General features: G+C 46.3%; 23 protein-coding genes. 21 read left to right on the top strand and 2 right to left on the bottom strand.

The annotated features are described in order from the left end of the window. Positions 1-65 precede the first annotated feature (65 nt). The 13 genes from MKY28_RS13715 to MKY28_RS13655 all read left to right on the top strand — a co-directional run bounded on the left by MKY28_RS13715 (position 66) and on the right by MKY28_RS13655 (position 15,117). Positions 66-2,381 (top strand): endo-1,4-beta-xylanase, encoded by a 2,316-nt coding sequence (locus tag MKY28_RS13715; protein ID WP_340936203.1) that lies wholly within the window; start codon positions 66-68, stop codon positions 2,379-2,381. 198 nt (positions 2,382-2,579) lie between these two features. Beyond that, entirely contained in the window at positions 2,580-4,400 is a 1,821-nt protein-coding gene (locus MKY28_RS13710; RefSeq protein WP_340029793.1) for a cache domain-containing sensor histidine kinase, read from the top strand. A 23-nt stretch (positions 4,401-4,423) separates the two neighbouring features. Further along, on the top strand, positions 4,424-5,275 hold the full coding sequence (locus MKY28_RS13705; RefSeq protein WP_076318599.1) for a response regulator transcription factor: 852 nt from the start codon (positions 4,424-4,426) through the stop codon (positions 5,273-5,275). Positions 5,276-5,443: 168 nt separating this feature from the next. Further along, entirely contained in the window at positions 5,444-6,760 is a 1,317-nt protein-coding gene (locus MKY28_RS13700; RefSeq protein ID WP_047842606.1) for an ABC transporter substrate-binding protein, read from the top strand. Between the two features lie 208 nt (positions 6,761-6,968). Continuing rightward, complete coding sequence (locus tag MKY28_RS13695; RefSeq protein WP_036670532.1) at positions 6,969-7,850, top strand: carbohydrate ABC transporter permease; 882 nt, start codon at positions 6,969-6,971, stop codon at positions 7,848-7,850. A 17-nt stretch (positions 7,851-7,867) separates the two neighbouring features. Beyond that, on the top strand, positions 7,868-8,764 hold the full coding sequence (locus MKY28_RS13690; protein ID WP_445670896.1) for a carbohydrate ABC transporter permease: 897 nt from the start codon (positions 7,868-7,870) through the stop codon (positions 8,762-8,764). A 173-nt stretch (positions 8,765-8,937) separates the two neighbouring features. Next, positions 8,938-9,414: a hypothetical protein gene (locus MKY28_RS13685; RefSeq protein WP_036609039.1), complete on the top strand. Its 477-nt coding sequence runs from the start codon at positions 8,938-8,940 to the stop codon at positions 9,412-9,414. 140 nt (positions 9,415-9,554) lie between these two features. Next, the gene (locus MKY28_RS13680; protein ID WP_036609037.1) at positions 9,555-10,103 is read left to right on the top strand and encodes a glutathione peroxidase; all 549 of its coding nucleotides are present in this window, start codon (positions 9,555-9,557) and stop codon (positions 10,101-10,103) included. Between the two features lie 80 nt (positions 10,104-10,183). Beyond that, positions 10,184-11,032, top strand: a complete 849-nt coding sequence (locus MKY28_RS13675; RefSeq protein WP_235200750.1) for an AraC family transcriptional regulator — start codon at positions 10,184-10,186, stop codon at positions 11,030-11,032. A 136-nt stretch (positions 11,033-11,168) separates the two neighbouring features. Next, positions 11,169-11,423, top strand: coding sequence for a hypothetical protein (locus MKY28_RS13670; RefSeq protein WP_340936202.1), 255 nt, complete (start codon positions 11,169-11,171; stop codon positions 11,421-11,423). A 148-nt stretch (positions 11,424-11,571) separates the two neighbouring features. Then, positions 11,572-12,171 carry a nitroreductase family protein gene (locus MKY28_RS13665; protein ID WP_074094703.1) on the top strand — a complete coding sequence of 200 codons (600 nt, stop codon included), beginning with the start codon at positions 11,572-11,574 and terminating at the stop codon, positions 12,169-12,171. Between the two features lie 215 nt (positions 12,172-12,386). Continuing rightward, a complete protein-coding gene (locus MKY28_RS13660) occupies positions 12,387-14,018 on the top strand; it encodes an S-layer homology domain-containing protein (protein WP_340936201.1) in 1,632 nt (543 codons plus the stop codon). Positions 14,019-14,199: 181 nt separating this feature from the next. After that, the gene (locus tag MKY28_RS13655; protein ID WP_340936200.1) at positions 14,200-15,117 is read left to right on the top strand and encodes an NAD(P)/FAD-dependent oxidoreductase; all 918 of its coding nucleotides are present in this window, start codon (positions 14,200-14,202) and stop codon (positions 15,115-15,117) included. Positions 15,118-15,239: 122 nt separating this feature from the next. Here MKY28_RS13655 and MKY28_RS13650 read toward each other — a convergent pair whose 3' ends face one another. Beyond that, positions 15,240-15,449 (bottom strand): hypothetical protein, encoded by a 210-nt coding sequence (locus tag MKY28_RS13650; protein WP_340936199.1) that lies wholly within the window; start codon positions 15,447-15,449, stop codon positions 15,240-15,242. Positions 15,450-15,670: 221 nt separating this feature from the next. Between MKY28_RS13650 and MKY28_RS13645 the strand changes: the two genes are divergently transcribed. From MKY28_RS13645 to MKY28_RS13625, 5 genes are all read left to right on the top strand, one after another. Further along, the gene (locus tag MKY28_RS13645) at positions 15,671-16,024 is read left to right on the top strand and encodes a DUF3243 domain-containing protein (protein ID WP_036609024.1); all 354 of its coding nucleotides are present in this window, start codon (positions 15,671-15,673) and stop codon (positions 16,022-16,024) included. Positions 16,025-16,681: 657 nt separating this feature from the next. Beyond that, the gene (locus tag MKY28_RS13640) at positions 16,682-17,248 is read left to right on the top strand and encodes a hypothetical protein (RefSeq protein ID WP_047842614.1); all 567 of its coding nucleotides are present in this window, start codon (positions 16,682-16,684) and stop codon (positions 17,246-17,248) included. Positions 17,249-17,404: 156 nt separating this feature from the next. Beyond that, entirely contained in the window at positions 17,405-18,262 is an 858-nt protein-coding gene (cyoE, locus tag MKY28_RS13635) for a heme o synthase (RefSeq protein WP_338708581.1), read from the top strand. 387 nt (positions 18,263-18,649) lie between these two features. Next, positions 18,650-19,132, top strand: coding sequence for a tetratricopeptide repeat protein (locus tag MKY28_RS13630; protein ID WP_340936198.1), 483 nt, complete (start codon positions 18,650-18,652; stop codon positions 19,130-19,132). Between the two features lie 32 nt (positions 19,133-19,164). Beyond that, entirely contained in the window at positions 19,165-19,371 is a 207-nt protein-coding gene (locus MKY28_RS13625) for a hypothetical protein (RefSeq protein WP_282321732.1), read from the top strand. Between the two features lie 40 nt (positions 19,372-19,411). On the opposite strand, the gene MKY28_RS13620 is transcribed toward MKY28_RS13625, so the two are convergent. Then, entirely contained in the window at positions 19,412-20,287 is an 876-nt protein-coding gene (locus MKY28_RS13620; protein ID WP_253507762.1) for a LysR family transcriptional regulator, read from the bottom strand. 165 nt (positions 20,288-20,452) lie between these two features. On the opposite strand from MKY28_RS13620, the gene MKY28_RS13615 reads away from it, so the two are divergent. The 3 genes from MKY28_RS13615 to MKY28_RS13605 all read left to right on the top strand — a co-directional run bounded on the left by MKY28_RS13615 (position 20,453) and on the right by MKY28_RS13605 (position 25,418). Next, positions 20,453-21,400 carry a DMT family transporter gene (locus MKY28_RS13615; RefSeq protein ID WP_340936197.1) on the top strand — a complete coding sequence of 316 codons (948 nt, stop codon included), beginning with the start codon at positions 20,453-20,455 and terminating at the stop codon, positions 21,398-21,400. 189 nt (positions 21,401-21,589) lie between these two features. Further along, complete coding sequence (locus MKY28_RS13610) at positions 21,590-22,621, top strand: LacI family DNA-binding transcriptional regulator (protein ID WP_100528793.1); 1,032 nt, start codon at positions 21,590-21,592, stop codon at positions 22,619-22,621. A gap of 247 nt (positions 22,622-22,868) precedes the next feature. Continuing rightward, positions 22,869-25,418 carry a beta-mannosidase gene (locus MKY28_RS13605; RefSeq protein WP_340936196.1) on the top strand — a complete coding sequence of 850 codons (2,550 nt, stop codon included), beginning with the start codon at positions 22,869-22,871 and terminating at the stop codon, positions 25,416-25,418. The last annotated feature ends 137 nt before the right edge of the window (positions 25,419-25,555 follow it).

The following is a 25,555-nucleotide window of genomic DNA, read 5'->3' as shown; positions in this document are numbered from 1 at the left end:
TGGAATAAGGAATTCATCCTAATATTCGATAAAGGAGAATGGAAGCGGTGAGAAAAATGATATTTTTGAAAGCGCTTAAATTTGTTTTGATGATAACTTTGTTAGTTCCTTCGTATTGGGCAGCTCAGTCTGTTCATGCGGCAGAAGGGGAGAATACCTTGATTCTGAGTCATGATTTTGAAGATGGCACGGTCCAGAGCTGGAGCGGACGCGGTGAAGTAGAAATGCTTCATGCAAGCGCCGTTGCAGCTCGTACCGGAGATTATGGACTGGAAGTGAGCGGGCGTGCTATGACATGGCATGGGCCAGCGCTGGATGTGACAGAACTTTTGGAGGTGGGACAGACGTATGTGTTCACCGGCTGGGTGAAGCTTCCGGCGGGAGCGTCCAGCACAAACCTCAATATGTCTTTACAGCGTACCCTGCCAGATACAACACATTATGAAAATTTAACATTCGGTACCGCATCCGCAGGCGGATGGACCAAGCTTACTGCACAGTTTAAAATGCTGGAACCAGCGAATCAGTTATCGGTTTATTTTGAAGTGCCAGACCGTGCCACAGCTTCTTTTTATGTGGATGATTTCCGATTGGAGAAGTTGCCGGATCTCGGACCCATTGTGATCGAAGAAGACATTCCTTCCCTACAGGATGTTTTGGCGGGCAAGTTTCGAATTGGGACGGCCTTCACGAACAATGAACTGCTGACCGAACCTGACAAGCAGCTGCTTACGAAGCATTTTGATAGTCTGACACCAGGCAATGTTCTGAAATGGGACAGTACCGAGCCGCAAGAGGGTATGTATAATTTCAGCGGGTCGGATGCCGCAGTCGCTTTTGCAGCAGCGAACGGACAAGAGATACGTGGGCATACCCTCGTTTGGCATACACAAACTCCGGATTGGGTATTCCACGATGCCAACGGCAATCTGGTGAGCAAAACGGTGCTGTATGAACGGATGCAGCAGCATATTGAGACGGTAATGGAGCGTTATCAAGGCCAGATCTACGCTTGGGACGTTGTGAATGAAGTCATTGATGCCTCCGAACCGGATGGCCTGCGGCGCAGTCTGTGGTACCAGATTGCCGGGGAAGAATATATTGAGAAAGCATTTGAATTCGCCCATGCAGCCGACCCGGATGCGAAGCTGTTCATTAATGATTACAATACCCATGAGCCGGCCAAAAGCCAGGCCCTCTACAATTTGATCACTCGCCTTCAAGCCAAGGGTGTGCCTATTGACGGAGTCGGCCATCAAACACACATCAGCCTCTTTTATCCAACCCTTTCGGAAATTGAGAGTTCCATTGTCAAATTTAAGGCGCTGGGCCTCGAAACACATATTACTGAGCTTGATGTAAGTGTATATTCCAATGATTCGCAATCTTATGATATCTTCCCGGAAGAACTGAAGACACAGCAGGCGGCGCTGTACAAGTCCCTGTTCCAGATCTTCCTGAGGCATACGGATACAGTCAAAAATGTTACCTTGTGGGGCAAGGATGATGCCAATACCTGGCTACGAACCTTCCCGGTCGCCCGCAACAACTGGCCGCTGCTTTTCGACGAGCGACTCCAGTCCAAGCCAGCCTATTGGTCCGTATTAGAGACGGTCCAGGTCGAGGCAGTACCTGCCGCTCCGCAGAATCTGACTGCCACTGCGGTTAGCGACAACAGCATCAATCTAAGCTGGAGTGCATCTGCAAGTGCGACCTCCTATACGGTAAACAGGTCGCTGACAGCAGCCGGACCGTATACATCTGTGGCCATTGTATCGGGAACAAGCTATAAGGATATGGCGGTATCTGCTGGAACCACCTACTACTATGTGGTGAATGCGGTTAACAGCGTTGGGAAGAGTGTGAACTCCGTTCAAGCTTCCGCAAAGGTCCAGGGTGGAGGGCCGCCAGAGCCTGCTGGCAATCTGACTCTAGCCTATCGTGCAGGGGATACAAATCTGCTCGATAACCAAATGAAACCGCAGTTTGTCATTCACAACAACGGTACCTCCGCAGTTAGCCTGAATGAACTGACAATTCGTTACTGGTATACAGTGGACGGGGAGAAACCACAATCCTTTTTCTGTGATTATGCACAGCTTGGAGGCAGTCAGATCAGCGGCAGCATTGTGAAACTGCCTGCACCTGTTTCTGGAGCGGACCATTATCTGGAACTGAAGTTCGGCACCGGAGCAGGCGTAATCCCGGTCGGAGGAACCTCTGGGGAGATACATACCCGGTTGCACAAAGCAGACTGGTCCAATTACAGCGAAGGGGATGATTATTCCTTTAACCCGCTGCAGACCTCTTTTGCCGATTGGACCAAGGTAACTCTTTACCGGAACGGCGAGCTTGTCTGGGGAGTGGAGCCTATATCCTAATTTGCTAAGTCGTTATATCTAGCCTAGCCGGAGATCCCAGATCTCCGGTTTTTTTAATGCAATAGAACAAATCTGTGTATCTCTATCCCTTCCCTGGCAACTGGTATCACATATCCATGCGAATGAGCCCGGCCCCGGCCGAAGCGGGGGAACTGATGGTATAATGATCTCAATAATTGCAGGGGGAGCGCTGAGAGGATGACAAAGCCCGACTGGAAGACCTTTTTGCCGCATAAGCTCAGGTATCGGCTGTTTGGTGCGTTTGTGGTGCTGATTCTGCTGCCATTCAGCGTACTTAATGTCTACAACTATGGACAGATCGAATCTCTGGTTGAGCAAAAAATCAGCGAACAGAGCCACGAGCAACTGGTGCAGATGTATGGTTCTCTAGAGGACCAGATGAGTATTGCATTCAAAACCCTGATTTTTCTGGAACAGGATTCAGCCGTAAGAAACGTCCTGACTTCTCCAGACAATCGTTCTCCGCTTGAGAATAAGTCGTTGGTGGAAGAGAAGTTCAAGATGATCAACAACAGCTTTTTTCTATATAATCCTTCCGTGTACTTCACACTGTTAGATTTTCATGATAACGTTTACACTTCGTATTTGCCCAAAAAAGCTCTGGCCTATGGCCCTTATCGGGAACAATTTCGCAAGCATCTTGGAGAAATGACCTTCATCAAGGGCAACACTGATTCAAACTCGTTTCCATCAGAAGAGTTGCTCTACCGCTGGGATGCCCGGGATACCAACCATGTCCTGCGGGAGCTATCCTCCAGCCCGTATCTGTTGTCCCTCTATGCGTATATGAAGGACAGTGGCGGCAAAAGGTACGGAATGGCACGGATCAGCATCGATTATTCGTACTGGTTTCAGTCTATGCTGAAGGATTCGCAGAGCAATCAGGAGTATTTCCTGATTACTGGCAATGGGGAAACGATTGCCCGCTCGTCCGAAAAAGCGGTACTTTCCCCAGACGTGACCCGGGAAATTGCACTTCATCCGGCAGAGGCCTATCTGACGGATAATGATTCAGATACGCTGATTAACTACGTATACATCGAGTCACTGGACTGGTACATGGTAAATCGTATTCCACTAGCTGTGTTGTTCACGGAGATATCGGGGCTTAAGCAACGCTATTTTTTAACGTTTTTTGGCTTCACAGCAGCATTTGTGCTCATGGCCTTTATGATCTCGGCGACGTTCACTCGGCCTTTATCACATCTGCAGAACCAGATGAAGGAGGTAGTACGCAAAAACCTCAAGGTCCGTATCCCTGAAGGCCGCAGCCGCGGAGAAGTGCTGGAACTGACACGCACGTTTAATACGATGCTGGATGATGCCAATCAGATGATCAACAGACTCAAGGCGGAGGAACGCCAGAAGGAAGCGGTACATTTTCATATGCTCCTGGCCCAGATGAATCCGCACTTTCTCCTGAATACATTGAATACAATGAAATGGAGTGCGATCCGCAGCGGGAATGAAGAGATCTCCGAGATGTGTGTTTCCTTGGGCAAATTACTGGAGGTCAGCCTGAATTCACAGGTCGAATTGGTATACCTGAAGGACGAGATTGAGTTGGTTCAAGCCTACCTTCATATCCAGCGGATTCGTTACCGTGATAGCTTTGAGGTGACTTGTGAATTTGACGAAAAACTTGAGTATGCGCTCGTGCCCAAGCTGAGCTTGCAGCCACTGGTGGAGAATGCCATTCACCACGGTGTCGGGCCACTGGAGCAGCTTGGTCAGATCCGCATCGGAATTTACAGGAAAGACACAGGAAAGCTGATGCTGGAGGTGGCAGACAACGGAATTGGAATGGAGGAATCCCGGCGTCAGCAGATGACCCGCACACGTCCGGGGATCGGCCTGTCTAACCTTAAGGAACGATTGCGATTATTGTTCAAAGGCCAAAGTGAACTTGAAGTGATTGATACCAAGCCGGGGACATTAGTGAGGTTCAGCATTCCTTTTTTATTGTCGACGCCGTACGTACAGAAGCGATCTCACTAGACGACTGGAGAGGGGAATCTGGCATGTGGAAGGTATTACTTGTGGAAGATGAAGTATTTGTACGTGAGTCGGTGCGAGAGATTATTTCCTGGGAAGAGCTGGGCTTTACGGTCATCGGAGAGTCTGGTAACGGTACCGAAGCGCTGGCGATGATTATACAGGATACACCGGATCTGGTACTGACCGATATTGTCATGCCAGGTATGGATGGTCTGGAATTACTCAAACAGACCCGTCAGGCCGGGTTAAAAACCAAATTTGTCATGCTCACCTGTATGGGGGAGTTCGAATATGTACGTCGTGCAATGGAATACGGGGCTTCCAATTATATTCTGAAACTGTCCATGAGTGTGAATTCACTGCGTGATACACTCCGTAAAGTGAGTGCAGAACTGGGAGCTTCGACTGAAGCCCGGACAGAGACAGATCATCATGAAGTGCCACCTTCCACACCGGTTCTCACATCAACGCCTGTTTCACCTGATTCTCTTACGGTCTCTTCTGCGCCCCCGTCTGATACGGATCTTCCATTTACACCTGTTCGTGAGCCGATTGTGAAACATCCGGAGATTAGCAAAATAATTCAGTATATCGGACAGCATTACGACCAGGACATTACCGTCAAATCCATGTCACGATATGTGATGATGGGTGAGAATTATGTGAGTGCTTTGTTCAAAAAGAAAACCGGCCATACCCTGATTCATTACTTGCATGGGGTACGGATGGAGAAAGCGGCTGAATACTTGCGCGAGACGGACCTCCCTGTACAGGAGATTGGTTACCGGGTAGGGTTCGGAAGTGATAATTATTTCATTAAAATATTCAAGCGTTGGACCGGTTGCACGCCCAGCCAGTACCGCCATCGTTCGTGACTCACAGGATGAGTAGAAGGAATATGTGTACCGAGTGCTCAGGCAAGCACAAGTAAATCCGTATTTTTGTTCAATCCGAATCATGGATATGTATCTTATGAACCCAGCAAGGTCCCTGCTACGATATAACGGAAGGTACACTTCAATTCAGGGAGGTCATGTGACCAGATGAGAATCAAAAAAGGATTAACGGGATTAATCGTAGGTGCGCTGATGCTGGGCTTGCTTGCCGGCTGTGTAGGTAAAAATGAGACGAACGGTGGAGATAACGGAGGTGGAGCGGCAGGGGGAAAAGTGAAGCTCACCATGTGGGGCGCGGTGCCGCCCGAGAATGGTCCACAGGAAGTGGTGGATACCTGGAATGCGGAACATCCTGATATTCAGGTGGAATATGTGCGGTTTGTGAATGACGATGATGGCAACCTGAAGCTGGATACGGCGCTGTCCACCGGGCAGAACGTTGACCTGTACGTCAACTATACCCTCACAAATCTGGATAAACGCATCAAGGGTGGGACAGCACTGGATCTGGGCGAGTTCACCGATTACAACATTGATGAGAAAATGGGTGAAGATGCGGCTTCCTGGAAAGTGGACGGCAAATATTACGGGATGCCAACCAAGAAAAACGCTGCCTTTTTCGCTTTAAATATGAAAGCGCTTGATCAGGCGGGACTGAGCGTACCAACAGCCTGGACTTGGGATGAAGCCCGTGAATATGCACTCAAACTGAAGACAGCTGGCTTCAAGTACGGATTGGTGCAACATACCGCTTCCTATGTAGACCCGCTCGATTCCGTTCTGGTGAAGAACGGTTATGTTAAGGCAGACGGCACTTCCAACCTAGATGATCCGCTCGTCACTAAATGGCTGGAGACTTTGAACGGAATGATGAAGGAGGATGCAACCACCCCTCCGCTCGGAGAGCAGCTGACTTCCAAAATGCCGGTGGAGAACATGTTCCTTGGCGGTGAGTCTGCCATGATCAACATCGGCGAATGGCTGATCCGCACATCGAACAACATGACCGAATTCCCGCGGGATTGGAAAATTGCCTTTGCCCCTGTACCGAGACTGGCTGCACAAGAAGCAGATATGGTGAAGAGTGGAGGACTTGGTGACTTTATTGCGATTAATTCCAAGTCGAAAAATAAAGAAGCCGCATGGGAGTTCCTGAAATGGTACGCCGATGGGGGAATGATGCCGATGGCTGCGGGTGGACGTTTGCCTTCCTCCAATGCGGTTGATCAACAGACTGCGATCGATCATCTGCTTGGCGATTATGCCGATTCTTATGATAAAGAGTCTCTGGAATTTGTGTTGTACGGTGACGAGACACCTACGTTTGTCCGCAGCATTGCGCAGGAAGTGGTCGATCTGCGTGCACAGGAGTATGAAAAGTTCTTCCTCGGTAACCAGACTGCCGAAGTAACGGTACAGAACATGGTCAAACGCCATAATGACTGGCTGAAGCAGAATCAATAGGTTGCAAAAGCAATGAGTCCAAAGGCCGTCCCAATGGGGCGGTTTTTTCTATATAAGCAATAGAACAATTCCATGTTGTTTTCCTCCCGAAAGGCACTGCCGAAATACATATATCTGTGATATCAGGTACAGGGTTATGTTCCTTAAATGTTAGAGGACATCTTGTTATGCTTAATTCCAGAACAGATGTTAAGGAGTGGGGGAGCATATGCATAAATCCTGGATGAAACGGCAGAGCAGACTCGGGTATCTGTTTATTGGGCCCAATATGATTGGCGTGCTGTTGTTTTTTATTATACCGGCTGTCTATTCGTTCTATCTCATGTTCACTGATTACAAATTCATGAGCCCGGAGACGAATTTCGTCGGGCTGGACAATATCCGCCGGATGTTGAATGATGATCTGTTTGGCGTGGCGCTGCGAAATACATTTGTATTTCTGTTAGCGGTTCCGGTATCGATGGGGTTGGCATTTATCGTGGCGGTGGCGCTGAACAAGTCGGTGTATTGGCAAAAAACGCTGCGTGCCCTCTATTTCATGCCCTATATCACCAGCGGCGTTGCCATCGCTTTTGTCTGGATGCTGCTGTTCCAGCCAACATCGGGGCCCATTAATGGCTTCTTGCGGGGGATCGGTATTACGAATCCACCCGGATGGTTATCAACAACCGAATGGTCCATGTATGCGATTGATATCATCTGGATCTGGTTCATGTTGGGTTACAACATGATTATTTATCTGGCCGCTTTGCAGGAAATTCCGGAGGAATTGGTTGAGGCTGCACGGATAGATGGAGCCCGTCCTTGGCAGACGATACGCCAAGTGATCTGGCCGCTTGTGAGTCCAACGACCTTTTTGCTACTGATTACGGGGCTGATTATGACGATCAAAAACTTTGGTATCATTCAAGCGATTACCCAGGGTGGGCCGGGGAACAGCACAACGGTCCTGTCACTTTTTATCTACCAGAATGCCTTCCGATATTACGAGATGGGATACGCTGCCGCCATAAGCTGGGCACTCTTTGCCATCATCATGATATTCACTGTTTTGCAGTGGCTCGGTCAGAAACGTTGGGTTCACTATTAAGGAGGGGAGGGATCGTTATGGAGAAACAAATTGCCGCGAATGCGAAGCCCACAGCTCCACATTCACCTAAAGTTAAAGTCCGCATGGAGTCCTTGACGCAGATTCGAAAAATCATACTGACAATTCTGATGTCCGGGTTTGCCCTGCTGATGATTATGCCGTTCATCTGGATGATCAGCACGTCGTTCAAATCTCCGGCGGACGTATTCACCTATCCCATCCAGTGGATACCCTCCAGCCTGAACTGGGAGCATCATATTAAGGTTTGGAGTGGAGCGGACACCTTTGCGACGTATTATCTGAACTCGTTGAAAATATCGCTAATTAGTACGGTCGGAGCTGTATTTCTCTCGGCTTTTGCAGCCTATGGCTTCGCACGGATTCAATTCAAAGGTCGGGAGACATTGTTCCTAATCTATCTCTCGATGATGATGGTGCCACCGCAGGTACTCTTTGTACCGAAGTTCCTGATGTTTGAATGGGTCGGCATATATAATACGCATTGGGCATTGATCCTGCCCGGAATGTTCACGATCTTTGGCGTGTTTATGCTGCGACAATTTTTCCTGTCCGTGCCATCAGAGATATCGGAAGCGGCGTTCATCGACGGTGCCGGTCACCTGCGCATATTCTTCAGGCTAATTCTGCCCTTGGCGAAGCCAGCGCTGGCTACACTGGCCATTATTGATTTCTCCTGGCACTGGAATGACTATGAGAATGCGCTCGTGTTCCTGATCGACAAAGACTTGTACACCGTTCCGCTCGGACTGCAGAACTTTATTCTGGAGAATAATGTGGACTACAACGGCATGATGGCCGCTGCCACGGCAGGCATTATTCCGATGATCGTCGTTTTCCTCGTGGGTCAGCATTATATCATTCAGGGCGTGGCCGGAAGTGCCGTGAAAGGCTGAGTCTGCTGTCACTGTGATCCCATATAATAACCCTTTTGCTGAACGAAGAGATTTTCGCGGCAGAAGGGTTTTCTGTTGAAAGGGAGAATTAATCCATGATCTGAGTTTATCCATTGGAGGCGATTCTTTATCGGGATTCATGGGACACATTTAATTGAAGGAAGAGGATGTTCTTGAAGCTGAGTATAATCATATTTATTGTTTTTATATTGTTTTTTGTGTCTTCGTTCTTTCCAACCTTTTTTCCTAGTTGGATCTTTTTAAATTTGATTGGAGCAGCCATGGCAGTATTCTTACTTGGTATGGGGTTGTTTCATGGGATGAAGCAGATAAAAAACATCGTAAAACGAATATCTTTCAAGTGCTGTTGCATCATTTTTGGTATCGGATTGTTATTATTTTTTGGTCCTAAGACAGTGTCGGGTATCCAGGATATAGGTCCTTATCTCTCCCAAGATTACGAAACAGTAACAGGTAAACCGAGCTACATAGGATCCATGGGCAGGAAATGGAGGGAACAAACCATCGAAATAAATCAAATGGAATTGATTAACACCCGGGATATCGCCTGGGAAAATCGAGATAAAACGCTGGAAATAAAGTATCTGCCCAGAACCAAATATGTTATGAGTATTAGAGCAGTTGAGTAATCGATATAATTTCAAATATCTCTGGTTCTAATCTGAACGATCAATATCTTCTCCGATACAATAGTTCAAACTTCGTATATAATTAACAATGACATATGATGCTGTATGACTACATAACTATCGCGAGGTGCACTAGACTTATGCCAACCATCTACGACTTTACCGTAACCAGAACCAGTGGAGAGCGTTTCCCACTCTATCAATATGAAGGAAAACCTGTGCTCATCGTAAACACGGCAAGTAAATGTAAATATACGCACCAGTTTGATGACATGCAGAAGCTGTATGACCAGTACAAGGATCAAGGACTTCAGATTATTGGTTTCCCGTGTAACCAGTTTGCAGAGCAAGAGCCTGGAAGCAGTTCGGAAGCGGAGTCCTTTTGTCAGATTAACTATGGTGTGAAATTTCCGATGTTCTCCAAACTGGATGTGAATGGAGAAGCGGCGCACCCGCTCTACGACTTTTTGAAAAGATCAGGGCCTTTTGCAGGCTTTGATGAAACAGATATACAGGCCAAATTATTGAAATTAATGGTGGCTGAGAAGGCACCAGAATGGTTACACGGCGATGCAATCAAATGGAATTTCACAAAATTCCTGATTGATGCAGAGGGTCGTGTGGTCAGACGCTTCGAACCTGTCGACTCCATCGACGAGATTCAAGAGAGTATTAAACAGCTTCTATAATTTCACTTTCATATATCCTACAGGGGCATGATACAAATCGTTTCCCTCTTCCGAACAGGAGGTGCATGAATGTGCCGAGCATGATGCAATTTAGCGCTTCACTGGAGTATAGTTACCGATCCACCAGCACGTTTAACCCAGGCAAGTCAGATGGATTCCATTCACATCCACATTATGAGATTTATTATTTTCATGATGGAGAATGTACCTATATCATAGGAGACCGGGTATATAACCTGGAGCCGGGTGATCTGGTGTTAATGCATGGCCTGACTCTTCATCGACCACATCCGAAGCCAGGCAGTGCTTATGAGCGAAGCACACTGCATTTTGATCCGTCTGCAATCCGCAGCAGCCTGCATCCGGACCGTATGGCTGAGGTCCTGAGACCATTTGAAGAACTCAGAAATTGCCGGGTCAATCTGAAGGGAGATAACCGCTCTGAATTCGAAGCTCTATTGCATGATCTTCATCGTCTGTCTCAAAGTCAGAGCAATTTCAGGCAAGAGCGAATGAATGTCAGACTGTGTGATCTGTTGTATTTTGTAGCAGAAATCTGCCAGGGTGATGTCCAGGAACAACTTCCCTCATCGGAGAGGGAGCGGCATGTCCAACACATTATTCGTTATGTGGATACCCATTATATGAAGGACATTGGTCTGGATGATTTGGCATTGGAATTACATCTGTCCAAGCCATATCTGGCAGGCATGTTTAAGGAAATGACAGGTTTGACGATATTTAAATACCTGTATGACCGTCGCATCAATCAGGCGAAGCTTTTGTTTCAGTTTCAGCCTGAGATCACCGTGACAGAAGCAAGTCGATTGTCCGGTTTCAAACGCCTTTCGCATTTTAGTCGCATGTTCAAACAAAGTGTGGGATGTTCGCCTGATCTGTACCGTACCCAATTGCATCGCCAATCATAGAAGTCGTCTTTGAGCTGACCAGCTTGTCTGGTTGGCTTTTTTTGTTGGTTTTTGTTTGAGGAATGCATCCCACTGTGTTTAGAGGACACGCAGAACAGGTAAAGAAAGGTAATGAACCCAGAGGAGGCGAATATGAATGAAACAGCGCACACCGGATCAGAATAACAACGATACCCAACAGGAACAATCCCGTGACAATCCTGAACAATATAAGACAGAGCACGAAAGTCTGCTTGACAGACATGAAGAAGAACAGACTGTAGATCCAATTCCGATGGAAGATCTGAATATGGAAGCTCAGGAAGAGAAGAATAAAGATCAGACAAAAAGTAACTCGTCTACGGAAGAGAAATACCGGGCGGATTATCGTAAAAAGACGGACGAAGGATAATTTCAATTGCTGTATTGGGCAAACTTGTTGAAATGTTTTCAGTGAATGTATATTTAGTGAAAATAAATTAGTTTGTTGACTAATGTATGTTACTATATTATAGTTACTGTGTTGGCAATTGAAAAAAAATTTTGGGAGGCGAATAAGAATGACAACTTTTTTTGATGCGTTGAAAAACAGAAGATCTTATTATGGAATCAGCAAGGAATCTACAATTTCGGATGCTAAAATCCAGGAAATCGTAGAAGAAGCGGTGAAATATACACCAACTTCCTTTAACTCACAAACATCCCGTGCCGTTGTATTGCTCGGTGAACAACATGATAAATTGTGGAATCACACAGAAGAAATTTTGCGTGAAGTGGTAGGTAATGAAGAAGCCTTCAAATCCACAGCAGAAAAAATGACTGGATTCCGCAGCGGATATGGTACGGTTCTCTTCTTCGAAGATAACAATGCGATCGCACAGCTTCAACAAAATTTTGCAGCTTATGCAGATAACTTCCCAATCTGGGCTAACCAATCCAACGGTATGTTGCAACTGGTAATCTGGACTGCTCTGGAACAAGAAGGTCTGGGTGCATCTTTGCAGCACTACAACCCGTTGATTGACGAGAAAGTGAAGCAAGAATGGAGCATTCCTGAGAACTGGAGATTGATCGCTCAGATGCCATTTGGTAAACCAACGGCAGCACCGGGTGAGAAAGAATTCCAACCCATTGAAGAGCGCGTAAAAGTACACAAATAAATCAATTTCATAATACCTTTAGCTGCTTCAATCAAGGCTAGATATAGATCAAAACGTTTCAATTTGTCTATATCTAGTTACATAAATTCATTTTAATGAGTTATGAAATTGATTTAAGTAAGCTTCGCATTTCCCAACATTTAACCACATACGGCCTCGCTTCAATTTGATACGATGATAGTTGATCGTAATCCAATGAAGCGAGGCTTTTTGATGTGAATAATAGATTAAAAGACATAACGAACCAACGGATATGGAAGATGGTTTTATGCGGGTTATTAACACTTGGATCGGTGGCTGGATACAGCTCTACCGTTCAGGCCGCAACCGTGCAGCAACAGTTTCAGGATACGCACACCAGTTACGCCAAGGATGCCATTACACATCTGGTGGCAAAAGGCATTGCTGCCGGTACGTCAGAGACTACGTTTGAACCGAAGAAAGCCGTTACTCGTGCAGAATTTGCGACGTTTGCGGTGAGATTACTAGGTTTGAAGCCCGTTAAAAATAATATAAATCCCTATCAGGATATAAGCATGAATGCTTGGTATTACGGCAACGTTGCCGCCATGACGAATCTTTTTATTTTGGAAGGAAAGGGTCAGGGAACGTTCCAGCCTAATGCTTCCATTACGCGTGAAGAAGCGGCTGCCCTTCTTGTGCGAATGTTAAAACAACAACCCGTAGAGACCTCGCTCTTATCTTCAACGTATTTTGACGCAGCGGATATCTCGGACTGGGCACGTCCTTATGTTCAGACGGTATATCAACTTGGATTAATGCGGGGAAGCGGAGGCGTGTTCCGACCACATGACGAGGTAACGCGAGAAGAAGCAGCCGTAATGCTCGATGCCATTTTACAAAAGAAAACATGGTCTGAGCAGTTACAACGTGGGGATGAACTTGGCGTTCAGTTGGGCTGGCAATATAACTCCACTACAACTGAATTCAAGAAACAAGTGGAACAGTCTGAGGTCAATACACTTGTCCCGCGCTGGTTTTTCCTGAACAGCAGTATGAAAGTAACAGATCACGCGGACCCTGCATTGATCTCCTGGGCATCCGCCACCGACAGGCAGCTATGGCCATTACTTGGGAATCGTTCCGATTCGGCACTTACCCATCAGATGTTATCCAGCTCAGCCAACCGAGCTGCAGTGATTTCACAGGTAGCCGCTTATGTCAAAACCTATAAACTGGACGGTATTAATGTGGACTTCGAGAATGTTGATCCTGCGGATCGTGAAGGGCTGACGGCATTTGTGACCTCTTTGACGGCTACGTTGCACGCACTCGGTGCTGTGGTGTCCGTGGACGTTTCGCCCGACCTGGGTACTGATTGGACGGATGCATTTGATTATGCCAAACTGGGCGCTGTATCGGATTATATGGTGCTGATGGGATACGAGGAACACTGGAACGGTGATCCGAAAGCAGGATCAGTGGCGTCTCTTCCATGGGTGGAAAAGGCTTTGGATACCATGCTCTCCGAGGTGGTACGTGCCAAAACAATTTTGGCCCTTCCATTGTATACACGAGACTGGTCTTCCGTGAATCCAGCAACCAGCTCTTGGGACATTACATTGGCAGACCAGGGAATGCGTGCGCATGCTACGGGATCTGTAAGACGATGGGATGCAAGTCTGGTTCAATATATTATCGGGTACAACAGTAATGGTAAGCCAAGATATATATGGGCAGAGGACAGTCGTTCGTTATCAGCCAAAGTGTTAATGAGTGAGCAACGGCAAATTGCTGGACTGGCATACTGGTATATGGGCGGCGAAACAGCGGATGTATGGAACGCCATCTCGAATGCATCGCGATTTGAATCATATAACTTCTAAATATTTATGAATCTGATAGACTCAAGCGAACCGGGATGCTGCCGGATGGTTTGGGTCTGTTTGTTTTGGTATAAGATAAGCAATATCAGAAATCGTTTAAGCTTGGCTGAACGGTTTAATGTATATAAGGACAAACTGTTTAATTAAATTAGATAAATGGAAGTTCAGGAGGAGAAGGAGCATGCGAGAGGTTGATTGCATAATTGTAGGTGGAGGGCTCGCAGGGCTTCAGGCAGCCATTCAGCTTGGACGTTATTCAGCTCATCAGGTGTTGGTAATCGACGCGGGAGAAGGCAGATCGACGTTGTGCCGGACTTATCATAATATCCTCGGTTTCCCCGATGGGGTATCCGGTGAAGAGCTTAGAGAACGAGGCAGGATGCAGGCAGAGCAGACCGGTGTATCTTTTGAGAAAGACCGTATTGTTAAAGCAGGACGTCATGGAGAGATGATCCAATTGTTCGGTACTTCAGGAACTGAATATAGGAGCAAAACCGTGTTATTGGCAACGGGGCTCACGGATAGAGTTCCGGACATTCCGGGACTAACCCCTACGCTGGGCCGAACAGTGTATGTCTGCCCTGATTGCGATGGTTATGAGATTCAGGATCAACGTACGGTACTATTGGGATCTGGCGAACCAGGTGCCAATATGGCGATGATTTTAATTCAGCGTACGAATGATCTGTTATATATCAATCATGAGCAGGCTCCCATATCTGCAGAGCTGCATCGCAGCATGAAAGAGGCGGGAGTTCGATATCTGGAAGCGGCTGTTCAGGAAGTGCAACAGATTGAGGATGGCCATATCACCGGTGTTCTGACCGAAGATGGACAGATTTTTGAGTCGGAGCGTGGATTTATCGCATTTGGAGGCAATCGGGTACACTATGAACTGGCGGAGCAACTTGGAGCTGTAATCGCAGATAATAAACATGTGGAAGCCGATCCGCGCAGCTTGCAGGCAGCGAATAATGTATGGATAGCCGGGGATCTGGGCCTGCACGCAGAACAAGCAACCGTTGCGATGGGTGAAGGTTCCATTGCCGCGATCTGGATTCATAAGGCGTTACAGCAGATGACCAAGGATTCACGATGAATTTCACCTCCAACTATGAGGTTGATTATTCCATTGCTCATTACCAAAAAAGTCCTCCCAAGCCATGCATGTGGCAGGAGGACTTTTTGAGCTATCTTTTGCTAGGGAGAAGAGGATTACGCTTATTTGTCTGATGAATCCGTTGGCTTGGAAGAAGACGTCTTGTCCTTTGAGTCATGTGAGAAGTCTTTGCGAATGTTGTCCACGATATCACCAACCACGCCTTCGATCATATCGGTTGGTCCGGGATTATTTTTGTCTGGATGGATAACGGTATTCACTCCTGGTTCAAGTTCATCGTTTGTCTTCTCATGTTTGGTTTTATCACGCATGGAAATCCCTCCTGGTTCGATATTGTATAAGTTGTTCATTAACATATCCAAACACCGTTACGTATATGTAAACGATTAACCGCTGTAGTTCTTTTGAAACGTGTACTTGAATTGAACGTACTGATTAAACTTCTGCAATACGTTTATATTATAGATAACCAATGAGTATTAAGTTTAAAGCTTCAAACCAATAAACAACTATTATGCAGGAGGTTATTCAGATGAATGAAGAAAATCATGTAATCCATAAAGATGGCCAAGTATCAACTGACAAGGTGGACAATGCAATTGAGAAGATTGCGCCGGAAGAAAGAGAACAGATTTTACAGAACTTTGATGCGTTCAAAGAATACCTGGGTAAGCGAATTGCCATGGGAGAATCGATTGGACTAAGTGAGGAGCAGATGGCCAAAATTGCCGAGAAAGTAGCGGATTATCTGGCAGCTCGGGAGGAACCACGTAATCGTGAAGAAAAACTGCTGCAGGAGTTGTGGAATGTCGGCAAAGAAGATGAACGTCACATGCTGGCTCATATGCTCGTTCGTTTGGCACAAAGCTCCACACCCAATCATTAAGATTAGTATCTATGGGTAAGCATAAGAAATATTTTGAGCAGGTCTTCAAACTTGCCAAAAACCTGCCAAAAGCTGGAGCGTAACTCTGAACGTGTCTGGAGCAGGGCATAGAGAGGGGAGCGCTAACGAACCTGTGACGTCTTATTCAGGGGTTTGAAAGTCCCGTAGCAATCTAAGGAATCTGACACACGTTATATTGGTATAAACAGCCGTTAATAGCGTATTTCCAGGAAATTTTGGCAAATAACGTGTCTCATGCTCCTTACAAAATAAAAGGACCGCCAGAAGACCAAATAAGACGTCCTCGATTCCTTAGTTATCTGGACCATTCGTCAGGACTAGGTAGCTTGGACTTCAAGATGATTTGGACACAGACATCCTTCAACGTATCACTTGCCTGAGTTAAAAAGACAAACCCCTAGTAAATAACCTCTGAATGGCGATGCCTTCAGGGGTTATTGCCGTTTACGGAGACTACAGACAGGAGTGATGACGCACATTGTAACTATTTTTAATCTGGCTGATACTTTTATAATCCCTGTTCGAAGTATGATAGGAAAAGAAAGAACGTTGGAATCGATAGTTCACATGAGCGTTTGAGAAGCAAGACTTCCGGTTAAGGAATAGTAACGTTCATATTAAGGAGAGATGTTACCTATGAAGAACGCGACAAAACAATGGAAACTAGGAATGATCGGTGCAGTTGTTGCTTTACTTGGCATGATTGTGCTGACTACATATTTACTTACCCCTGCGAATGCTCAAGGTAGTACGGACGCTCAACAACCTTCTGCGAAAGAAGCTCAAGTTGCAAACTCCGAGATGTTTACAGCCTATGTTGAAGGTATGCATATAGAAGACGGCAAATTGTTTATGACAGTGGACAAGATTGGCTGGTATCAGGGTGAAGAAGCTGATGCGATTTTTGCACAGCGCAATCCGGAAGCAGGTATAGACGGTGCTCCAGATGGTTACTATATTGTCAATGATAGCAAAGAGCAGGAACAGGTTGAGGTTAGTGCCGATGCTGAAGTATTGATGCAGTTGTATGATCGGGATGGTACGATGCAGGGCGCAGATATTCAGTGGAATGAACCTGTGACATTATCCAAGTTCGAATCGTTGTATGAGAATACCCGTATTCTTGATCTATCCGTATTCCCGTATCATCTGACGGTGCAGGACGGAAAAGTTACTAAAATTGTGCAACAATACATCCCATAAAATAAGATGAAATCCATCATCAAGCATTCCTCCTGTTCATTGGAACGGTGAGGGATGCTTTTTGGTTATGACAAATTCATGAAAGCGATTGTAATTAATGGTAGGTACATGTATCATTATTGGAATGGCGTTTTTACATAGTTCAGGAGGAGCCTCATGCTTAAAGACATGATTGCATTAACTAAGCCCGGACTTCTAAGGTTAAATGTGTTTGCGGTGGCGGTAGGGTTCTGGGTAGCTTCAAAATGGGATATCAACTGGTTATCTCTGCTCATGGTCGTGATTGGATCAACTTTGGTTATTGCTTCAGCTTGTGTAATCAACAATTATTGGGATCGTGAATTGGACCAAAAGATGGAGCGCACCAAAAAAAGGATGGATTACATTAACCATCTGAAGCCAGGGTTTGTACTTGGCTATGGCATTATCCTTGGTGTTGTGGGACTAGCAGTACTATTTTTCCTGGTGAATCCGTTATCAGGGTGGATGGCACTGCTTGGGTGGTTCGCTTACATCGTGATTTACACGATGTGGTTGAAACGCAGTTCAACGTGGAGCACGTCACTGGGTGGAATTGCGGGAGCGATGCCGCCTGTCATCGGTTATACGGCTGTAACGAATGAAATTGATGCAGGTGCCTGGTTGCTGTTTGCACTATTATTCTTGTGGCAACCACCACACTTCTGGTCATTGGGTATTCGCCGGGTAGAGGAGTATCGCGCTGCGGGCTTCCCGTTGTTGCCAGTGGTTAAAGGGGTGAAACGCACCAAGTTTCAGATGATTCCTTATGTTTTTCTGCTGCTTCCTGCTGTATTCCTGTTGTATTATTACGACTACGTAGGTCTGGTATTTCTGATTGTATCTCTGGTCGGTGGACTGATCTGGTTTGTGCATACCCTTAGCGGACTGAAGACACAGGATGATGAGAAGTGGGCAAAATTAAACTTTTTGATCTCGGTGAACTATCTCATGATTGTATTTATTGTTATGGTAGCGAATACGGTATGGTCATAATTAAACGATGAACAGATCGTTTTCAGAGAGATTTCAGCTTAAGCTATATAAATTGAACTAAACATTTACACAAAACGGAGAGGACAGAAAGAACCTGAAGAAGCGAAAGCGTTCGCCTTTATCCCCGGATTTTCACCTTTGTTAAAATGATTCGAAAAATCCGGGGATAACAGCGATCGGAAGGTGGTTCTGTCATCGAAGTGTCCAGTGGAAATATGCTTTAGTCCATTTTTTATAACAGGCTGCATCGAATGAAAAAGCACACGATGGAATAGCGTTTGGACAACCTTGAGTTGTTACAACATATTCTATAGGGTGCTTTTTTGGTATAATAAAACAATTGAATTATATATGTGGAAATTATAATGCAAGATGGGAAGTGACAGCATGAGTAATTTGGAACAGGCCGTGCAATGGAGACAAGAAGGCAAGGTGCAGGAAGCGATTGAACTACTGCAAGAGATTACAGTCCAGGAACCCGAGAATGCCAATGTCTGGTATCAGCTGGCTTGGGCACATGATTCGCTTGGATTGGAGCGGGAAGCTGTCCCGCATTATGAGAAGGCACTGAGTCTTGGTCTTTCTGGTGAGGACAGAGCAGGGGCGATACTCGGGCTGGGCAGCACATATCGAACGCTTGGACAGTATGAGCAGGCAAAGGTTTGGTTTGAAACGGGCTTGAAAGAATTCCCGGCGTACCGGGAATTTGAAGTTTTCTATGCCATGGTGCTCTACAATCTGGGTGAACATGCAGAAGCGATGCAAAGACTGCTCGTGCAACTTGCGGACACATCAAGTGACAAGAGAATCAATGACTATAACAGAGCAATCCGTTACTACGCAGATCAGCTCGATCGGGTGTGGGAATAGATCGAATACACAGAAAAGGGAGAGATGGATGAATGAACTCCAATCAAGATCTGAAACAGGTAAATGAAAGGTTGGATCAAATTGAGCAGAAGCTGGATAGATTGGGAGAGAGCCAACAGGGCAAACGCTCACCTGGCGTGCGCTTCCTGATTGGTTTTGGCATCACGATTGCGATTATATCTGTACTGTTGCTGACTCTTGGTGTTATCCAATTTGTGAGTAATGTGAGTAATGGATAGAAAAAGTCGATCATGACGACAGGTAGTGAGTTCTCCAAATTTACATTACCTGGCCGAGCCACTGTTGTACCTCTTCAATGAAACGCCGCGTAGCTGGCGATAGATTGCCCAAAGATGGGCAGGCCATGCCAATTGTACGATAAGGATCTCCAGAGAGTGGCACGAGCGCGAGTGAATCGGTATGATTTTGAAGAACCATTTCCGGAAGCAGGCTGATACCGAGGCCATTACGGACCATCGCCATAATGGCTTGATCCTCGGCTACTTCATAGACGACATTGAGCTTGGCCGCATGCTGCCGGATCAGTCGTTCAATCTCGTTATCTCCGCCCCACTTGGGCAGAATAAAGGGTTGTTCCAGTAAAACATCAAACGAAACAGACTCCTCTGAGGCGAGAGGATGATCCAGAGGCAGGATGCACATCATCCTGTCTTTTTGTAATGGGATCGTCTCAAAAGGTGATGAATCGCCGAGGGATAGAAATCCGAGATCGATGGCACCTCCAGCTAGCCAGCCCTCAATCTCAGCATAATCGCCTTCCCACAGCTTAATCTCAATTCCGGGATGACGCAGGCGAAATTGTTTCAGGATGCCCGGCAGCCATTGTGTGGAGACACTTGCGAAGGTACCAATACGCACCGTACCAATCTCAGCGCCGCGAATGAGGGAGACTTCCTGGTTCATGAGTTCCGTCCAGCGCAGAATCTCACGTGTGTATCCCAGAATGCGTTCCCCTTCAGCGGTAACCCGCACACCTGAGCGGCTGCGATGGAGCAGGGAAAAACCACATTCTGTCTCCAGACTGGCGATGGCATGGCTGACTGCGGATTGGGTGATGTTTAACGCTTCTGCCGCTTTGGTGAGACTGCCATATTCCACAACGGTATTCAATATTTCGTATTTGATCAGTGACATGAATGGTTCCGTTCCCTTCCATTTTTGATGCATGAGTTTATTTCATATAATCCATTATAAATATTCATTTTAATAATGCAAAGAGATGGTTTATACTTGCCAAGGCGAGTTAGTTTGACGCACGATCACACAGATCAGAATACATAGAATGAAGGTTGAAGCAAGATGAATGGTGTACAGGTTAGTCAAGGTCAGACAACAAGAAGAGCGGACATACAGATGCTGCTCGCAACGGTTATATGGGGATCCTCCTATCTGTTTATGAAATCGGGCCTGGAGTCCATGCAAGAATTGAATCTGGTCGCATTTCGTTTTGGAATTGCCTTTATTGCGGCAGGGATTCTTTTTCATCGGCGGTTGTTTAAGATGGATCGCAGTACACTTGTGGCAGGCGCTATTATGGGGACAGCTTTATTCGCTGCATTTGTATTCATCACCTATGGTGTGCAACGAACCACGACATCTCAAGCGGGATTCCTAATAAGTTTGGCCGTTATTTTTGTACCGATCCTGACGACGATCCAGCATCGTCGTATGCCGGATAAACGATTGACGCTCAGTATCCTGGTTGCAGTTACCGGTCTTGGCTTGCTGACGCTTCAACATCAGCTTAGTCTGCACACGGGAGATATTCTCTGCATACTAGCAGCACTTGTGTATGCCATCTATATAATGATTGCTGGCAAGTTTACACCGAAGCTTGATCCGTTAACATTGGGAACAGTTCAATTGGGTGTTGCGGCGATGTGGGGAATTGCAGCTACATTTATGCTGGAAACGCCACGTATGCCCGATACGGCTGAATCCTGGGCAGCCATTCTCGGGTTAGGTGTGTTGTGTAGCGGCTTGGGGTATATTCTGCAGACACTCGCGCAGCGTCATGCCTCTCCCACAAGAACAAGTCTGATTTTTTCACTCGAACCACTGTTTGCAGCAGCCTTTGCATTTACCTTTCAAGGGGAATCGCTAACGTTGCAAGGGTATGCGGGAGCAGCTTTGATGTTGGTTGGTGTTCTGATCACAGAGATCAAACTTCCACAGCCTATCTTCTGGCGCAGAAAACGCCCGGTTTTACAGTCGGAACTCGGCGATCAGGGAGCACCAGGCGTATAATTGGCGGACAAAGGGTCCTTTCGTCATCTTCTATGGAAGGTGGGGAGAGGGCCTTTTTTGGTTATGTCGCACACCTTGTGAAACAGATAAACTACTACCTAACAAAAACAGAATAACATAACCTTGTTTTGTTGATTTTTGTTTTTTATGCTACACTGAATGGAAAATTAGGAAAAACGGGTGAGTAGGATGGCCAAAAGAGTAACGATGCAGCAAATTGCGGATGCTGCGGGGGTATCCAAATTCGCAGTCTCCCGTGCGCTGACGGGCAAGCCTGGTGTGAGTGAGCATACACGCGAGATGATTGTCAGAACAGCGGGGCAGCTCGGGTATTTCAGAACTGAGCCTAAGCGTTATCCGGGGGAGACACAGATATCAACGGAGATGAAGCCAGAAGCGGAGCGACAAGGCACCATATTGATTTTGTTCCCCAACATTCGTTCTCAGAATCGAGCTTCCTTATACTGGGGGCCTGTGTTTGATGGCATTTCTGAGAGGTTGAATGAGAAGGGGATGGATATTTTAACGCTGACAGAACCCTCTTCAGATCGGATGTTCTCGGTCCTTAATCCCGAAGCAATCAGCGGAGTCATTACCGTGGGCACCATCTCGACATCGGTATTGCTGGAGATTTACAGACTGCGTATTCCGCTTGTCATGGTGGATCATGAAGACCCTGCCATATACGCAGACTCGGTTTTTACGGACAATATGAAATGTATGAAAGAACTGGTTCTCATGCTCGTTGGTAAAGGGTATAGAAGGTTCCAGTTTGCCGGGCAACTGCCCGATGCAGCAAGTTTTAGAGAACGCTGGCTTGGATATCGTATGGTGCTGGAAGAGAAACAGTTGGAGGGGGAACAGCAAGACGGCTTGCTGGGACCAGAGTATGATCAGATCCGGAGATCCATTGCTGAAATGGAGCTGGAGGATATCCCTGAAGTTATCGTATGTGCAAATGACCATACAGCTGTTATTGTCATTCAGGCACTCCAAAGTCGAGGCATTCAGGTGCCTGAACGTTGTGCCGTAACCGGATTTGACAATACGCAGACGGATGAACCCATACTTGCTTCGGTACATATTAACAAAGAGAATCTGGGAACGAGAGCAGTAGACCAGCTATTGTGGCGGATCAAACACCTGGATGAACCTTATGAACGCAAGCTGATCTATTCGGAATTAATTATTCGTGATGAATATAACGCCAGTATACTGTAATGGGATATGAATTTACGGGCTCATTTTAACAATGATCATACGGGTAAATGAAATCAGGTGAAAGACATGGAGAGGTTAGAGCTTCATGTCTTTTTGTTATGCAGAGATTGTTTAACAAATTAAATCACAAAACAGATTGACTATAAGAAGCATATCGTGTTAATTTTGTTTTGTAAGTTATTTGTTTTTATGATAACAAAACCTAACAAAATAATATTTACCAACTCTAACAACAATGGAGGCTGTCATGAGCACAATACAATCACATGTTTTTCAGAATTGGAAGTTCAAGGCTTGCGAAGATCAAGAGTGGATGCCGGCTCAGGTGCCCGGCTGTGTGCATACAGATTTGCTGAAGCTGGGCAAGATTCCAGATCCTTTTTATGGAACAAACGAGAAGGAAGTACAATGGATTGATAAGATAGATTGGGAGTATCAGACGGAATTTGACGTTGCCGAAGGGTTGTTCTCCCAGGAAAATCTGGAACTTGTGTTTGATGGTCTGGATACATATGCGGATGTGTATGTGAATAATGTGCATGTGTTATCAGCAGATAATATGTTCCGGGTATGGAAGGCAGATGTAAAGTCTGTATTGAAGGGGAACGGCAACATTCTCCGAATACGTTTTCGGTCACCAATTCAGGAAGATCTGCCTAAGCTGGAGAAGCTCGGATATGCATTACCTGCATCGAATGATCAGTCCGATGTTGGTGGACTTGGCGACAAGAGAGTAAGTATTTTTGCACGTAAAGCCCCGTATCACTATGGTTGGGACTGGGGTCCGCGTTTTGTAACCAGTGGGATCTGGCGTGAAGCACGTCTTGAAGGTTGGACACAGGTACGAATCAATGATGTGTATATCCAGCAAAATGAAGTAAGCGCTACCTCAGCTTCATTAACTGCTGTTGTGGAAGTCGAGACATCACAAGCGGTAGATACGATTATTCGTATCGGCGCAGATGGACAGAGATGGGAAAGATCCGTATCACTACAACCCGGAACTCAGACTGTGGAGATTCCAATCTCTATTGATGAACCGAAACTGTGGTGGAGCCGTGGGCTTGGTGATCCGCATATGTACACCTTCCTTACCGAAGTGCTTCAAGGTGAGCGAGCTGTGGCTGAATCTACAGTGAAGACGGGGCTTCGTTCCATTCGGCTGGTACGTGACAAAGATGAAGCAGGAGCATCCTTTTACTTTGAACTAAATGGTGTTGCGGTCTTTGCCAAAGGGGCCAATCACATTCCAAATGATAGCTTCATCACTGAAATTACTCATGAACGTTATCGTCATGAGATCGTATCCGCAGCCGAGTCTAATATGAATATGCTACGCGTGTGGGGTGGCGGAATCTATGAGCAGGATGTGTTCTACGAACTGTGTGATGAATACGGAATCCTGGTATGGCAAGACTTCATGTTTGCGTGCAGCATGTATCCAGGAGATGAAGCGTTCCTGAACAGTGTGAGACATGAGGCGATTGATAATGTGAAACGTCTGCGCAACCATCCAAGTATTGCACTCTGGTGTGGGAACAACGAGATTGATTCGGCTTGGGCTCACTATGTTGAGAATGGTGGCTGGGGTTGGAAAAAGGAATTTACTGCCGAGCAGCGTGAAAGCATCTGGGCCGATTACGAAGCCATCTTCCATGATCTGCTGCCAGAAGTCGTTGAAGCGTATGCGCCAGGTGTGGATTACTGGCCTTCCTCACCACTGGTATCACTGACAGGGGATGAGACGCAACATGCGCACCCATCCACAGCTGAAGGGGATATCCACTACTGGGGCGTGTGGCACAATGTAGAACCGTTCGAGAACTACAACGTGCATGTGGGTCGTTTCATGAGTGAATATGGATTCCAGTCTTTCCCGGAGTACAAGTCAGTACGCACTTACGCGGAAGAAGAAGATCTGGCTCTGGAGTCGGAAGTCATGCTGGCTCATCAAAAGAATGGGGCAGGTAATCGTCTGATCAAACAGTACATGGATATGTACATGCATGAATCGAAGGACTTCCCATCGTTCCTGTATATGAGTCAGGTGCTTCAAGCGGAAGCGATGAAGACAGCCATTGAAGCGCACCGTCGCCGCAAACCATTCTGCATGGGCACACTTTACTGGCAAATGAATGACTGCTGGCCAGTGGCTTCATGGGCAGGTATGGACTACCTTGGTCGTTGGAAAGCATTGCAATATTATGCGAAACGCAGCTTCAGCGATGTGTTGGTATCGGTAGATGGAACCAAAGAAGATACAACAGATATATATATCATCTCGGATCAATTACAACCTGTTAAAGGGCAGTTACAGATTCGTTTGCTCGGGTTCGATGGAACGGTGCATCGTGATGAAACACATGACGTGACCTTGGCATCTAATACAGGTGATCGAGTGCTGTCATTACGTAACGTGGAATGGCTTGAAGGTCATGATACAGCTAACACGCTGCTGCGCCTGGATCTGAAACAGGAAGGTGCTGCGAATATCGTACAGGAACACTATTTTGTACCGTCCAAAGACCTTGCTCTGCAGCCTGCAAACATCAATGTAAGCGGAGGAGCGGATGAGAACGGCGTTCATCTGGTACTGGAAAGTGACGTGCTTGCTAAACAGGTATGGCTATCTTCGGATGTGGAGGGTGTCTTCTCAGATAACTTCTTCGACTTGATTCCTGGCATTCCGGTGAAGGTGCAGTTCACTTCCAGAGAGGGATTGCAGTCTAATGATGTGATATCAAATCCGGGACCGATCGAGGTTCGATCCATGATTGATTTTATTCGTTTGACCTAGAAGAAACGGTTGAAGTCTCTCGCAAGAGAGATTTCAACCGTTTTTTTTATTGAAACCTGACCCCATTTATATATCGTAATGGTTTCGTAATACTTCGCTTAGAGAATCGTAAGCTGTCTTGCTTATTGTAATCCATG

It is taken from the genome of Paenibacillus sp. FSL R5-0473 (assembly GCF_038004565.1).
In the GTDB taxonomy this organism is placed as follows: Bacteria; Bacillota; Bacilli; order Paenibacillales; family Paenibacillaceae; genus Paenibacillus; species Paenibacillus amylolyticus.
The sequence above is the reverse complement of the archived record's forward strand: the minus strand, read 5'-3'. Positions and strand labels throughout refer to the sequence as shown.